Origin of the sequence: Planktotalea frisia, assembly GCF_001890925.1 — a bacterium.
Taxonomy (GTDB): Bacteria; Pseudomonadota; Alphaproteobacteria; order Rhodobacterales; family Rhodobacteraceae; genus Planktotalea; species Planktotalea frisia.
Window position 1 is genome coordinate 1 of the sequence record NZ_MLCB01000226.1, and the last position, 13293, is coordinate 13293.

At 53.7% G+C, this 13293-nt stretch carries 12 protein-coding genes and 1 tRNA gene; 11 read left to right on the forward strand and 2 right to left on the reverse strand.

From position 1 onward, the window contains the following. Positions 1-334: 334 nt before the first annotated feature. The 11 genes from PFRI_RS20485 (at position 335) to PFRI_RS20535 (ending at position 10731) form a co-directional block, all read left to right on the forward strand. Positions 335-637 carry a type 2 periplasmic-binding domain-containing protein gene (locus tag PFRI_RS20485; RefSeq protein ID WP_245812504.1) on the forward strand — a complete coding sequence of 101 codons (303 nt, stop codon included), beginning with the start codon at positions 335-337 and terminating at the stop codon, positions 635-637. Next, complete coding sequence (locus PFRI_RS20490) at positions 630-2063, forward strand: AfsR/SARP family transcriptional regulator (RefSeq protein ID WP_072632556.1); 1434 nt, start codon at positions 630-632, stop codon at positions 2061-2063. The genes PFRI_RS20485 and PFRI_RS20490 overlap by 8 nt, the downstream gene beginning before the upstream one ends. A gap of 84 nt (positions 2064-2147) precedes the next feature. Then, the gene (locus tag PFRI_RS20495; protein ID WP_072632557.1) at positions 2148-3389 is read left to right on the forward strand and encodes a cytochrome P450; all 1242 of its coding nucleotides are present in this window, start codon (positions 2148-2150) and stop codon (positions 3387-3389) included. Next, complete coding sequence (locus PFRI_RS20500) at positions 3386-4447, forward strand: PEP/pyruvate-binding domain-containing protein (RefSeq protein ID WP_072632558.1); 1062 nt, start codon at positions 3386-3388, stop codon at positions 4445-4447. Before PFRI_RS20495 ends, PFRI_RS20500 begins: the two co-directional genes overlap by 4 nt. 33 nt (positions 4448-4480) lie before the next feature. Next, a complete protein-coding gene (locus PFRI_RS20505) occupies positions 4481-6292 on the forward strand; it encodes a PEP-utilizing enzyme (protein ID WP_072632559.1) in 1812 nt (603 codons plus the stop codon). 71 nt (positions 6293-6363) lie between these two features. After that, positions 6364-6969, forward strand: coding sequence for an HD domain-containing protein (locus PFRI_RS20510; protein ID WP_072632565.1), 606 nt, complete (start codon positions 6364-6366; stop codon positions 6967-6969). A gap of 10 nt (positions 6970-6979) precedes the next feature. Beyond that, entirely contained in the window at positions 6980-8419 is a 1440-nt protein-coding gene (locus PFRI_RS20515) for an aldehyde dehydrogenase family protein (RefSeq protein ID WP_072632560.1), read from the forward strand. After that, complete coding sequence (locus PFRI_RS20520) at positions 8416-9027, forward strand: HD domain-containing protein (RefSeq protein ID WP_072632561.1); 612 nt, start codon at positions 8416-8418, stop codon at positions 9025-9027. Before PFRI_RS20515 ends, PFRI_RS20520 begins: the two co-directional genes overlap by 4 nt. Before the next feature lies 1 nt (position 9028). Continuing rightward, entirely contained in the window at positions 9029-9790 is a 762-nt protein-coding gene (locus PFRI_RS20525) for an SDR family NAD(P)-dependent oxidoreductase (RefSeq protein ID WP_072632562.1), read from the forward strand. Between the two features lie 26 nt (positions 9791-9816). Continuing rightward, positions 9817-10131, forward strand: a complete 315-nt coding sequence (locus PFRI_RS20530) for a 2Fe-2S iron-sulfur cluster-binding protein (protein ID WP_072632563.1) — start codon at positions 9817-9819, stop codon at positions 10129-10131. A 3-nt stretch (positions 10132-10134) separates the two neighbouring features. After that, positions 10135-10731, forward strand: coding sequence for an FAD-dependent oxidoreductase (locus PFRI_RS20535; RefSeq protein ID WP_084649792.1), 597 nt, complete (start codon positions 10135-10137; stop codon positions 10729-10731). Between the two features lie 644 nt (positions 10732-11375). Here the strand turns inward: PFRI_RS20535 and PFRI_RS20540 are convergent. Next, positions 11376-11465, reverse strand: a tRNA-Ser gene (locus tag PFRI_RS20540). A gap of 119 nt (positions 11466-11584) precedes the next feature. Beyond that, the gene (locus tag PFRI_RS20545) at positions 11585-13201 is read right to left on the reverse strand and encodes an asparagine synthase-related protein (protein WP_072632564.1); all 1617 of its coding nucleotides are present in this window, start codon (positions 13199-13201) and stop codon (positions 11585-11587) included. Between the last annotated feature and the right edge of the window lie 92 nt (positions 13202-13293).

Below are 13293 nucleotides of genomic sequence, written 5' to 3' on the forward strand. Positions count from 1 at the left end.
TCTACGGTCAGACGTCAACCCGTCAAAAGTCGGGTGCTCGAGGACTCTGTGTATAGTCATGTTTCCCAACGCGGGCCACCGTCGCACCAAGAGGAGAAATCACGCTCAGGCCCGCATCGAAAAACCTTAAACAAACACGACGTTCGACGAATTGCTACGAATGGCTGCTCTCCTCGTATTGCAAGTGCAGCGAAGAACAGCAGGCGGGAAGCCGAATATCGCTAGAGTTGCGAGACGATTGGAGCGCTACTGCTAAAGCGGACTTTGGCCATGCGCTTCTCGCGTGTGTTTCATTTATAGATATCCGCCAAAAGATTCCGCGATCCGGCCCCTAGTGGCGCGTTATCTGATTGCACAGGGCGTGCCCCTTTTCAGCAATCGGATTGAAACGGCGTCACCTGCATTCGGGCGTGCTGTCACCTTGACGGATCCGGGTACAGTTTGGATAATCAGCTATGGCGTTGTTGCAGATGATATCGCCCAAGGGCGCCTGAAGGTTCTTGACATAGATTTGGCATCGACCAGTGGAGCGGTTGGTATCATGAGCCGCGCAGAAGAAGTACCCTCGGTCGCGACGCGTACATTTGCCAAGGGTCTTGGCGATTTATGCAAAGAGAGTGATTTGGATCATGGTTGACCGCTTGGGCTTATTGAATATTTCGATCATCCATGATGACGCGGACAGTGCCTTTTTGGCCAAAGCCCTTGGGCAAATGACAACGACATCGGGCGCGCTGATCGTGGCCGATGATGCAGAGTTTCTGCCTCAACTGGAAGGTCAGGCCCGGCTGGATTTTGGACAGGCGAAATTGGATGGCGTGCCGATCAATCTGGCAGGTGTTACTCAAAACGTACTAGATGCAGCCCGCGCGCAGGGCGCTCGATGCATCATCGTCGATATGCGCTGGGGTTTGGGGACTGTGGCAGCGGCTGCTAATTTTGAACGCTGGGGCGGACTTTGTGACACCGTCGTGGCCGAGGCGCAGGTGCCCGTCATCTCGGTCTACGCGCGCAGCTTGATGATTGAGGATCAACTGATGGCCGCCGTGCGTGGGCACAGCCATTTTCTTGCGCCATCTGGGCTTTACGACAATCCGTTCTGGCTGCCGCCTGCCTATCAAACCGGAGCCACAATTTCGCAACAAATCGGGTTCGTATTGGGCCGCTTAGTGCCGGACTATGAAGGTATCATCGAGCAAGACGACGGCGAGGCATCAGGCGCAAACCCGCAGTGGATCACGGTGCCACGTCGCCTGCGCCCGCGTGTGGGCGAGGATGAAATCTGGAAGATCAGGTGTTTTGGGCGATTGCGGGTCTATTTGTCGGACGGCAGTCAAATCAAATGGGATCTAAAGGGCAGTGCGCCAAAGAAGATCAAAACACTGTTCGCGTATTTGTTGCAAAGAGGCGAAAAGGGCGCGTCGTCCGAAACCTTGGCGGAGCTTTTATGGTCTGACGAACCCGATGAAACCAAAAAACGCAATCGCCTACATCACGCGGTTGCGATGCTACGCAAAACACTAGGCAAACCCGCATATTTAAGGCGCAACGGTGACTACTATACACTTGTCCCGCCTGAAGCGACGTGGATTGATCTTGCAGCCTTTGAGCAGCTTTGCAATCGCGCCAAGGCGCTGGCGAAGGCCGGCAAGTTCGACGAAGCGACGTCTTTGCTAGATGCGGCCGACAGGTTGTATTCGGGCGAACTATTTGAGGATTTGCCAACTATCTATTTCGAGAACGAGCTGGATAACTGGGTCATGCCCAAACGGATTTGGTTCAAGGACATGGCGCTCAAGGTGCTTCGCGACAAGGCCATGATAATGCGCCAGCAAGGGCGATTCCGTGATGCTCTCACCAGTTGTCAGAAGGCGCTGCAAATGGACTCGGTTTGTGAAATCGCGCATGCTGAGGTGATGCAGATTTTTCATGCCCAAGGGCGTGGCGACGCGATAAAGCGGCAACACAGACAATTCCTGAGTGCGATGGAGGCGATGGATCTACAGCCCGAGACAGAAATGTTAGAAAAGCTGCAGTTGGACCTGATGAAATCCCTTTCTTAACAGAATTCGCTTTCCCAAAGAAAAACCAAAGCGAAGGTGTTAGCCTGATTCTCAACACGACTTGAATGTCAGGGAGGACATACGATGAGCGTTCAGACACAGCACCATACCGCAAAATACGATATCTTTGACCTCAGTGCGCCCCACGCCAAATGGAGGCAGCTTCGCGAGGATCAGCCTGTGTTTCAGGACCCGGAAACGGGCTATTGGATCGTGACGCGGCACGCTGATGTCAAAGCGGTGTTTGATGATTGGAACACGTTTTCGTCCGACAACGCGCAGGCGCCGATGCGCCCGATGTGTGATGTCGGTAAGCAGATCATGAAAGATGGTGGGTTCACTGTTTACTCTGGCCTGTCCGCACGTGTCCCCCCTGAACACACCCGCATCCGTAAAATTGCGCAGTCCGCGTTTGGCCCGCGCCGTTTCAAGGCCATTCAGCCGAAGATCGAAATCATCGTTGATCGCTACTTAGCGAAAATTGCTGCAATGGGGGAATGCGATTTTTTCCGTGAAGTTGCATATGACGTTCCGGCGTTGGTACTGTTTGCGCTGATGGGGATCCCTGACGAGGACGTGCCAAAGGTGAAGGACTGGGCAACCAGCCGCGCGGTTCTGACATGGGGCAACCTTACGGACGAAGAACAGTTGCCGCTGGCGCAAAAGATGGTCGAATACTGGGCCTACTGCCGTGGCTTAGTCGCTGCGCGCAAAGAAACGCCGGGCGATGATTTCCCGACCGATATGGTTCAGGCGCAGGCGGCAGGCGCTGACATCACAGACGATGAAATCGCGGGTGTGATGTATTCGGTGCTGTTTGCAGGTCACGAGACGACGACAACGTTGATGGCCAACGCCGTGATCACGCTCATGTCCAACCGTGATGCGTGGGATGCGATATGCGCAGACCCAAGCCTGATTCCGGCAGCAACGGAAGAAATTCTGCGGTTTGAACCTTCTATCGTATCTTGGCGTAGACGTGCCAAGGTGGATGCCGAAATCGGGGGCGTTTCCATTCCAGAAGGGTCGAACATCCTGATGATCATGGGCTCCGGCAATCGCGACACGGCTGTTTTTGAAGACCCTGAAACCTTTGATATTCATCGCAAGAATGCGCGAAATCATCTTAGCTTCGGCTACGGCATTCACTTTTGCATCGGCTTTCAGCTGGCAAAAATGGAATTCGGGATCATGCTGCGCGAACTGACGACACGTTTCCCGAAAATGAAGATGAAGCCAGGGCAAGACATTGAGTATCTAACCAATATTTCGTTCCGCGTCCCAAATCAGGTGTTGGTGGATCTTGGATTAGAGGCACAGAAATGAGTGCGTTCACACTGCCCTTTAGCCGGATTGGCACGGCCGATCATGCGCGCGTCGGCGGTAAATGCGCCAGCTTGGGCGAAATGACCCAAGCCGGTGTCGCTGTTCCCACTGGATTTGCGGTTACGACCGATGCGTATCTTGCCATGCTTGAAGGCACCGGCCTACGCGGTGAAATCGAAGCACAGTTGGAACATACGGATTTCTCGGACGTGACATCGTTAGAACGCTCTGCGCAGGCCATTCAAATTCGGTTTCGCTCGCACAACCTGCCCGCAGAAGTCGATGCCGCCATTCGCACAGACTATGCGGCGATGGGGAATGATCTGCCCGTTGCCGTGCGCTCGTCCGCCACGGCGGAGGATTTGCCGGATGCGTCTTTCGCGGGTCAGCAAGACACCTATCTTTGGGTTGTCGGTGCCGACGCCGTGATTGCCCACGTGCGTGAGTGCTGGGCATCTCTGTTTACGGCGCGCGCCATGAATTACCGCGAAGATCACAAACTCGGCCAGATCGATGTGCTGATGAGCGTTGCCGTCCAGAAAATGGTAAACGCACAAACTGCGGGTGTCGCGATGACGATTGATCCGCTGAATGGGGATCGCACGCGGATTGTGATTGATGCCTCTTACGGGCTCGGTGAACTTGTGGTGTCGGGGATTGTGACGCCTGACAACTTCACCGTTGAAAAGATTCTGATGGAAATCATTGATCGCAAGATTTCCGACAAGCATGTCGAGTTGATCCCTGACGTTGCCGCCGCCACAACGGTTGAACGCGAAGTGGATGCCGAGCGGCGTACTGCGCAGTGTCTGACCGATGCGCAGGTGATTGCCGTTGCTAAACTTGCCAAGTTATTAGAGCGGCAAAACAAGTGCCCCCAAGATGTGGAATGGGCCTTTGATGCTGATCTGCCCGATGGCGAAGACCTTGTGGCCCTGCAAAGCCGACCCGAAACCGTTTGGGCGCAAAAAGTGGCAGAGACCCCAAAAGCCGGCTTTGCAACCGGCATGATGGGTATGGTCGGGGCGCTGAATAACCCTATCGGATCGAAGAAATAACAAGACGAAAACATCTCTGGGAGGAGAACGAAAATGGATGCGAAAACACCAATGTTTCCAAGCGCCTATGACCTGAAAGCACCTGCCGGTGCCGAAGGCTGGGAAGAGCTTTACCCGTATTATCTGAAATTCCAGCCGAGCCTGCGTGAGAAGGAGGATCAGAAGTTCTGGTTCTGCGACAGCCAGCACTGGCCAAATCCGTTCAAGCCATTCGATACGATGACGGTGGAATTTGCGGTGAAATGTCTGGGGCAGTATAACACGCGCCACTATTTGGTACCGCCAGCAAACGGCGTCGATTACCGCATTCACAATGGCTACGTGTATATGTCCCCGATTGGCGTGGACCCCGAATTGATCGGTGATCGCGTTCCACAGTTTATGGAACGCGCCGGCCACTATTTCCAAAACTGGCCGACACTGCTTGAGAACTGGCATAAAAAGGTCAAAGCCAACATCGACGAAATGGAAGCGATCGAATTCGAAAAACTTCCCGATGTGGTTCCGTTGGAGTGGGTCAAAGACGGAGTTGGCCTCGATAACACCACGGCTTTGACCGAAAACTATGACCGTATGATCCAGTTGATCTACCGGACATGGCAGTACCACTTTGAATTCCTGAACCTCGGCTATGCGGCCTACCTCGACTTCTTTGGCTTCATGAAAGAACAGTTCCCGACCATCCCCGATCAAGCGATTGCCAAGATGGTGCAAGGTCACGACAGTGATTTGTTCCGCCCCGATGACGAGTTGAAAAAGCTAGCCCGCTTAGCCGTTGAACTGGGTGTCGCGGATGCTCTGAAATCCGGTTCCGTTGACGAGGCGTTGGCCGTTGTCGGCGCACAGGCGAATGGTGCGAAATGGGTTGCCGCGTGGGAAGAGGCCAAGGACCCTTGGTTCAATTACACCACTGGCAACGGTTTCTATTCGACCGACAAATACTGGAATGAAAATCTCGATATCCCGCTTGGCTATTTGCGTGACTATATCGTTCGTGTTCAAGCTGGCGAGACGATTGAGCGCCCGATGGATGCCCTGCGCTCTGAGCGTGACCGTATCACATCCGAGTATCAAGAAATGATGACGCCGGAAGCCGCTGAGGCATTTCAGGGTAAACTCGGTCTGGCGCGCGTGGTTTATCCTTATGTCGAAGATCACAACTTCTACATCGAACATTGGTCGATGGGCGTGTTCTGGAAAAAGATGCGGTCCTTGTCCAAAATGTTGCACGAAGAAGGGTTCTGGCCAACCGAAGACGGTATGTTCTACCTCAACCGCAACGAAGTGCGCGATGTGATCTTTGATTACGGAAATGCGTGGGCGACAGGTGGTGATTGGGCCGGACCAACGCATTGGCCACAGGAAATTGACCGTCGTCGTGGAATCATCGACGCTCTCGCGACCCAAGCACCGCAACCTGCGCTGAATAACCCGCCAGAGGTCATCACTGAACCGTTCACCATTATGCTCTGGGGGATCACATCGGATTCTATCAAGAACTGGACGGGTGGCGACGATGACAACAGTGATCTTAACGGCATGGCCGCAAGCCCCGGTGTTGTCGAAGGTTTGGCTCGGGTGATCCGCAGTCCTGATCAGTTGAGTGAAATCCAGCAAGGCGAAATCCTTGTTGCTCCCGTGACAGCCCCAAGTTGGGCCCCTGTGTTCGGCAAAATCCAAGCTACTGTCACGGACATCGGCGGCATGATGAGCCATGCGGCAATCGTGTGCCGCGAGTATGGATTGCCTGCTGTGACAGGGACAGGCACCGCCAGTTCGAAGATCAAAACGGGTGATCGCATTCGTGTGGATGGCAACACAGGAAAAGTCACGATCCTGAGTTAGCGAACCTGCTTAGACTGATGCTTTTGCAGGACGCGCACGCTCGCGCGTTCTGCACCAATCCGGAGATAACCATGCTTGATAAACCCCTAGATCTTGCACGCTATGATCCCGTTTGGCGACAAGCGGAACCCTACATGCGAGCGCGTAAAAACGATGTGCATATTCCGCTGTCGTTTGGATGGGCTGTCCGGTTGTTGGACGATTACCCAGAGGCTGATAAGGACATTTGCCTGCTTGCAATCCTTCTGCATGACATCGGTTGGTATTCGATCGATATGGAAGACATTATCGAAAAAGGGTTTTCCGGCCCCAATATGTTGCAATCGGACATGCGATATCTGCACGAAACCGAGGGGGTTCGGATGGGAACAGACGTACTAAAAGCCACCGGCTGGAACGCTGATACAATCGCGCAGGTGTGCGAGATTATCGACGGGCATGACACGCGGCCTGATCCCCGCCACCTGAATGATCGGATTGTACGCGATGCGGATAAACTATGGCGCTTTGACGTCACCGGAATCGCGGTGGCCTGCGATTGGTTTAAACTGACGCCGCGCGACTATGCCGCCCGGTTGGAAATCCAAAAAGACGAGCTGGAAACCGAAACTGGACGCAAATACGCCACACAAACCCTTATCGCATCACGTAAGGCGTTGATGCTTCACTTAATTTAAGGAACACAGTATGGATATGTTCATCGATGGGGCTTGGCGTCCTGCAATGGCGGGTGCCCGTCAGAACGTCACCGCGCCTGCCACAGGTGAGGTATTTGACACTGTTCCTGCGGGCGATGCCGCGGATGCCGATATCGCAATTCAGGCCGCCGCGCGGGCGTTTGAAAGCTGGAAGCACGTCCCGATGGTCGAACGTGTCCGTATTCAGAAAGCCTGCGCGCAAGCCATGCGCGACAATGCTGAGTTGGTTGGTACGACCCTGAACAAGGAGCTTGGCCGTCCTTTGCTTGCCTGTGTAGCGGAGATTACCCGCTCTGCTGACCTGCTGGATGTCTATGCAGAGGAAGGTTTGCGTCTGACGGCGACCATGTCGATCGCCTCTGGTCCGGGGGAAAAAACCGTTGTTACCCGTGATCCGTTGGGCGTTGTGGTTGCGATTACACCATTCAATTATCCCGTGACGCTGTTGATGTTCAAGTTGGGCGCGGCCGTGATTGCAGGCTGTACCATGGTGGCGAAGCCCGCCGAGGACACGCCGTTGTCGACCCTGATGCTGGCGGAAATTTTCCACAAGGCCGGTCTGCCTGCGGGCGTGTTTAACGTCGTAACGGGTCGGGGACGGGGCATTGGCGCCGCGATGATCGAACACCCCGTTCCGCGCAAGATAGCCTTCACCGGTGGCACTGCTGCGGGCAAGGCGATTGCGGCGGCGGCAACAGGCACGATGAAACGCGTCACGCTTGAACTTGGCGGGCAAAGTGCCGCCATTGTCTGCGCCGATGCCGATCTGGAAAAGGCCACCTCTGCGATTGCGCGGCATGGTTTCGCCAATTCAGGGCAGTTTTGCTACCGCGTGAACCGCGTCTACGTCGAACGCCCAGTCTATGAGGATTTTCTGGCGCGTCTGACCGACAAGGCAGCAAAGTTGACTCTCGCCCCCGCTGGCGACGACGGTGATCTGGGGCCGCTGGTCAACGAAAAAATCTATTCAAACAGCGAAGTACAGGTCGCCGATGCCCGCGAAAAGGGCGCGAAGATTGTTCTGGGCGGTGATCGCAAAACTGGCACAGGATTTGATGACGGTTTCTATTTCCCGCCGACGATCATTGCGGACGCAACCCACGATATGCTGGTTCTGACCGAAGAAACATTTGGCCCCGTTCTTGGTATTTGCGTTGTTGATGATGCGTTTGAGGCGCTTCGGCTTGCCAACGACAACCGTTACGGTCTTGCCGGTTTCGTCTTTGCCGGTGACCTCGCAAAAGGTCTGACGCTCTGTGAAGGGATGGAGGTTGGATCGGTCTGGTTGAACGATATCCATCGCTCGTCCCATTACGTCCCATTCGGCGGTATGAAGGAAAGCGGCGTGGGGCGCGAAAAGGGGCGTTACGGCGTTGAGAGCTATCTGGAATATAAGACCATGTATCTCAGCTATGAGGTGGCGAAGTGACAGCGGACACACTTCTGACGCGGGATATTCCGCTTTGGAACGATGCCAAGACGTTTCTTGATGTGCGTTCCAACGATGTGCATACGCTGACTTCTTACCGGTTGGCGCGCGCTTTGTTGGCCGAAGACGTGCGCGTCGATGAAGCCACCGTGCTGCCCGCGATTTTGCTGCATGACGTCGGTTGGAAACGCATTGATCCTGCCCTGCTGAGAGATGCTGTGGGGCCCAATGCGACGCGTCCCGATCTAGTACGCGAACACGAGGTACATGGCGTGCAAATCGCCGGTGAAATCTTGCGCCGCCATAGGCCCGTGGGTGTCGATATTGATGTGGTCCTTGCGATTATCGACCGCCATGACACGCTTAAAGACGCGACTTCACCAGAAGACGCATTGGTCAAGGACGCGGACAAGGCATGGCGTTTCTCACCGCATGGTGTCGCCACGATCAGCGGGTGGTTTGACTATGAAACCGATGAAACGCTGGCGATGCTGGAAGATTTCGTCATGCCGACCATGCTGACCAATGCAGGCCGGATTATGGCTCGGGCGATGCTTGCGGCTGGCCGCGCACAGGCGCAGTCTGAACACTACTTGAAGGGAATTTAGGATGTCGGAACTTGGCCTGAAAGAAAAGCGTGTCCTTGTGACCGGTGCTGCGGGCGGCCTCGGCCGCGCGTTTGCCGAAGAGTTTGCACAAGCCGGCGCACGCGTCATTACGGCTGATATGAACGAGGCAGGTGTCCAAGAAACGGCGTGCGCGATCAATGACGCTGGTGGTGAGGCACATGCCGCAAAGGTTGATGTGACTGATGCGCAAAGCTGCCGTTCATTGGCCGACTTTGCCCGTGAAACTTTAGGCGGGCTCGACGTGCTCATCAACAACGCCGCGATCTATGCTGGGCTTGAGCGCAAACCGTTCACCGAGATTGAAGAAGATGTTTGGGACAAAGTCATGGCTGTCAACGTCAAAGGCGTCTGGCAAATGACGCGAGCTGTCACGCCTTTGATGCAAGAAGCGGGGGCCGGGGCGATTGTAAACGTTGCATCGGCCACTGTGTTTTCGGGCTCTCCACAGTGGATGCATTACGTCGCCTCAAAGGGTGCCGTCATAGCCATGACGCGCTCTCTTGCCCGCGAACTGGGCGACGACAACATTCGCGCCAATGTCATAGCGCCGGGGTTTACCCTCACTGAAGCCAGCCTTGATCTGATTGAAGATGCTGAAACCTACGGCGTAACGCGCGGGGCGCTGAAACGCTCGGCTGGCGCAAAAGACATGGTGGGCTCGGCGATTTATCTGGCATCGGATCTTTCAGGTTTCGTTACCGGTCAAACCCTGATCGTGGATGGCGGTCGCCAATTTATTTGAGGCCCAGCTCACTTAAGTAGAGCATCATGACAAAATTGATTTTTATCGAACCATCGGGCGAGCGCCAAGAGATCACAGCGACCATTGGCGACAACGTCATGCTGGCGGCAACCGCGAAGGTTGTTGCAGGAATTGACGCAGAATGTGGCGGGTCATGCATGTGCGCCACATGCCATTGTCTTGTGATCGAAGCCGCGAACCCTTTGCCGGACATGCAATCCGGCGAGAGAGACACGTTAGAATTCACCGCAGACCAAATGCAGGATAACAGCCGTCTGACCTGTCAGTTGACGGTGACACCCGAAATGGATGGCACCGTCTTTCAAGTGATAGGGCGTTAGGCAATGTCAGGGATCGTGATTATCGGAGCCGGTCATGCCGGTGTGCAGTTGGCCGCCAGCCTGCGCGACGCGAAGTTTATGGACAGCATTCGTTTGGTGTCTGACGATCCCGATTTTCCATATCATAAACCGCCGCTGTCCAAATCATTTATGGCGGCGGAAGATAAAGCTCTACAGCCGCTTCGGGGAGAAGCCTTTTTTACCCAAAACAATATCGATCTAAACTTGGGCGTTGAAGTCACCAAGATCGGCCGGGCTGACAAGTGCGTTGTCTGCGCGGATGGCGCGACGATTTCCTACGACAGGCTTGTCATCGCCACAGGGACCAGCGCGCGAAAAATTCAGGTACCAGGCGCCGATTTGCCACAAGTTTTTGAACTCCGCACGGCCACTGACGCACGGGCCATGCGCAGTGCCTTGCCTGACATGAAAAATGTCGTCGTGAATGGCGGCGGCTTTGCATCCGCGACGAACTGGCCAATTATATGCCTCTCCGCCATAATATCTCCCCTCCTTTATCGCTCCATTGCATGGCGCAATTTGCCTCCACATTCCTGCTTCGTCGAACAAAACTCGCGACACTTGAAAGACATACCATAGAATATTGAAGCGTGAATGATATGTGTCATAGGGAAAATTAGCATGTCAAAGGTCTGCGTAGTTTTGGGACTCTCCTATCTACGCGGTGCTGTCATGTGTGGACTGCTCCGTTTACGAAAGGGTTGATTTGAGCTGATATTGATCGTTGCAGGTTGCGGTCATGTGTCCAGCCTTTGTGCGCGGTGCCCATAACCGCTGGCCCTGATGAAATCTGCGTGCCGGGTCCCTAATCAGACGAATGCGAACTCGGCTGTACTAGGCCAGCACCTCCTGCCATTTTATGCCGCACAAAGACCGCGCCACTCGGCGAGTGCGGCGGTGCGGTGGACCTTGAAGTGATCCCAACCCACAGATGACCACGTCGTCAGTCGCCCAATCGGCACAACGCTGATGCACGCAATCGATATGCTGGTTTGGAATGCAAGCAATCTACTGGATAGCATACGAGGCATCAGTTCTCACCCGTTTAAATTTACAACTTTAGGTTAAGAACATCTGTTTCTGCACATCCTGATCGATTAGGCCCGATCGGGGAGTTTGTAAGCTGCCAAAGAATGTGACCGACAAAGTGTATCCGTCTTTGTATCTGTAAATCTAAAATTACCTATATTATTCAGTAAAATCAATTACTTAAGTAGAGTAAGTGGCGGACAGACAGGGATTCGAACCCTGGAGACGGTCTCCCGCCTACACACTTTCCAGGCGTGCGCCTTCGACCACTCGGCCACCTGTCCGTTGGGCGCGTTTTGCGTCAAGTTGGATCAAAGTGCAAGGGCAAAAACAACATTGTTTCGCCCAAGCATCGCACCGTCTAATTTGTAGCAAAGACTTGAGCCGAACAGCGGCTTTTCACTTAAGACGCCATCAACAAAGGAACCGCTCTTTCAGGTTCGTATTGCTCTGAAAACCCATCTGCTTCGACGTATTTGCTGTCATAACGCTCTTTGACATCATTCATCCGGTCTTGCGAGATATCGAGCCAAGGCTGTTCGGCAGACAGTACGCCCAAATCTGAACCCGCCTCTTTGTAATACGGGATCGCGCAAAGTCCCGGATCAATTCTATAAAGGATATCATCCACAGGCTTCATCGTGCGTCGGTAGTCCACGTTGATCGCCAAGCTGAGCTCTATCAAACGGCGACTGTTAAACGGCGACATGTAGAACTGTTTATGCAATCCGTTGAACGTATACCCAACAGTTGCGTTGTAATAGACTTCGATAAACATGAAATCGAGAGGCAGTTCTAATGCAGAAGGCGGCAGCGTGCGACGCCAAGCGACAAAATCGGGCAAATAGTTTTCATAGACCTGCGGTGTAAACTCCGACGTTTGAACAGGAAATAGGCGTTGCACTTGCCAGTCTAGGTCCTTCCAGCGCTTACGCTTACTGGTGAAGACATACACCGCGCGTAGCAAATCTGTGAGATGCCCGCGTAATACGACCTGATCTTCTTCCAGAAACTGATGTACGTTTTTGACAAGCTCATCGGGCATTGGCGCTTTGGCACCCAAAGCGGTCTGGAACCCGCGAAGGTCGGCACGGTACTTATAACGCGAACGTTCGGGAGGCGTTGGATCACGCCAGCTGTGCACTTGGTGTGGCACCTTCAAATGCCGGGCCATCAATGCTGCAACGCTCGCATCATAGCGCGTCGAATAATTTGTGATGTGCGTGAAGACCTGATTGACCTTCTTAATGTGTTTGCCCGCAAGCGCTGCGATCAAGCGACTATCGCGACCGCCCGACAAAGGCATAGCTGTTTTGAATGCAGATGTAATTTCAGCGATAACATGTCGCCCGGTTTCGATGATCTCGTCATACACGGCACCATACTCTTCCACGGGAACTTCGAATTTATCCGTGCGAGGCCAAAAACGAGTTTCTATCATGGTATCAAGATCGAGGTAGCAGCTTCCGTTCATACGCTTCGCATGAGCATCTTGCGTATGAAACAAAGTGTATTTGCCGCCTCGTTGCAAAATGGCTTCATCATCCGTCTTAGGATTATTAACCAATGGGCGATCAAGCACGAGGTTTAGCGAAGATCCCACACGGCTCTTGATGGGGTCGTAAATGCAGCCAATCATCGCGACGGGATCGGTGTAAACACGTTGCTCCCGTCCAGCGCCGCATAAAATGACGTACCGACCTGAGACGTCATCAAGATATTCTGCAAATCGCAAGAAAAGTTGCGGATCGTCTAGGTCCAACTCTTCCAAGCGGTGTTCGCCTTTGATCAGACCTGATTTATCAACCGCGATCCCAAGAACGTATCCAAAGAAACGACCTTTGCAATCTACCAACAAAGCAGAATGCATCTTTGCGCCAACATGCGCCGTAAAGCGCCCAAAGGGCAGCGCTTTCAGTCCCGCAACGCGCGTTTTTCCGTGGGTTACTAGGTACTGGTAGGAATACAACTCTTTAAAATCAAGATTCGCCTCAGCGCAAATCGCATGAGCATTTGTCATCCTAAATCCTCAAATCATTCGTTTTTACAATTTTATTTATACACAGAGTCCTCGAGCACCCGACTTTTGACGGGTTGACGTCTGACCGTAGA

Coding starts and splice junctions, on each gene's coding strand:
- PFRI_RS20490 (WP_072632556.1), top strand. CDS start 630: ATGGTTGACCGCTTGGGCTTATTGAATATTTCGATCATCCATGATGAC.
- PFRI_RS20495 (WP_072632557.1), top strand. CDS start 2,148: ATGAGCGTTCAGACACAGCACCATACCGCAAAATACGATATCTTTGAC.
- PFRI_RS20500 (WP_072632558.1), top strand. CDS start 3,386: ATGAGTGCGTTCACACTGCCCTTTAGCCGGATTGGCACGGCCGATCAT.
- PFRI_RS20505 (WP_072632559.1), top strand. CDS start 4,481: ATGGATGCGAAAACACCAATGTTTCCAAGCGCCTATGACCTGAAAGCA.
- PFRI_RS20510 (WP_072632565.1), top strand. CDS start 6,364: ATGCTTGATAAACCCCTAGATCTTGCACGCTATGATCCCGTTTGGCGA.
- PFRI_RS20515 (WP_072632560.1), top strand. CDS start 6,980: ATGGATATGTTCATCGATGGGGCTTGGCGTCCTGCAATGGCGGGTGCC.
- PFRI_RS20525 (WP_072632562.1), top strand. CDS start 9,029: ATGTCGGAACTTGGCCTGAAAGAAAAGCGTGTCCTTGTGACCGGTGCT.
- PFRI_RS20530 (WP_072632563.1), top strand. CDS start 9,817: ATGACAAAATTGATTTTTATCGAACCATCGGGCGAGCGCCAAGAGATC.
- PFRI_RS20535 (WP_084649792.1), top strand. CDS start 10,135: ATGTCAGGGATCGTGATTATCGGAGCCGGTCATGCCGGTGTGCAGTTG.
- PFRI_RS20545 (WP_072632564.1), bottom strand. CDS start 13,201: ATGACAAATGCTCATGCGATTTGCGCTGAGGCGAATCTTGATTTTAAA.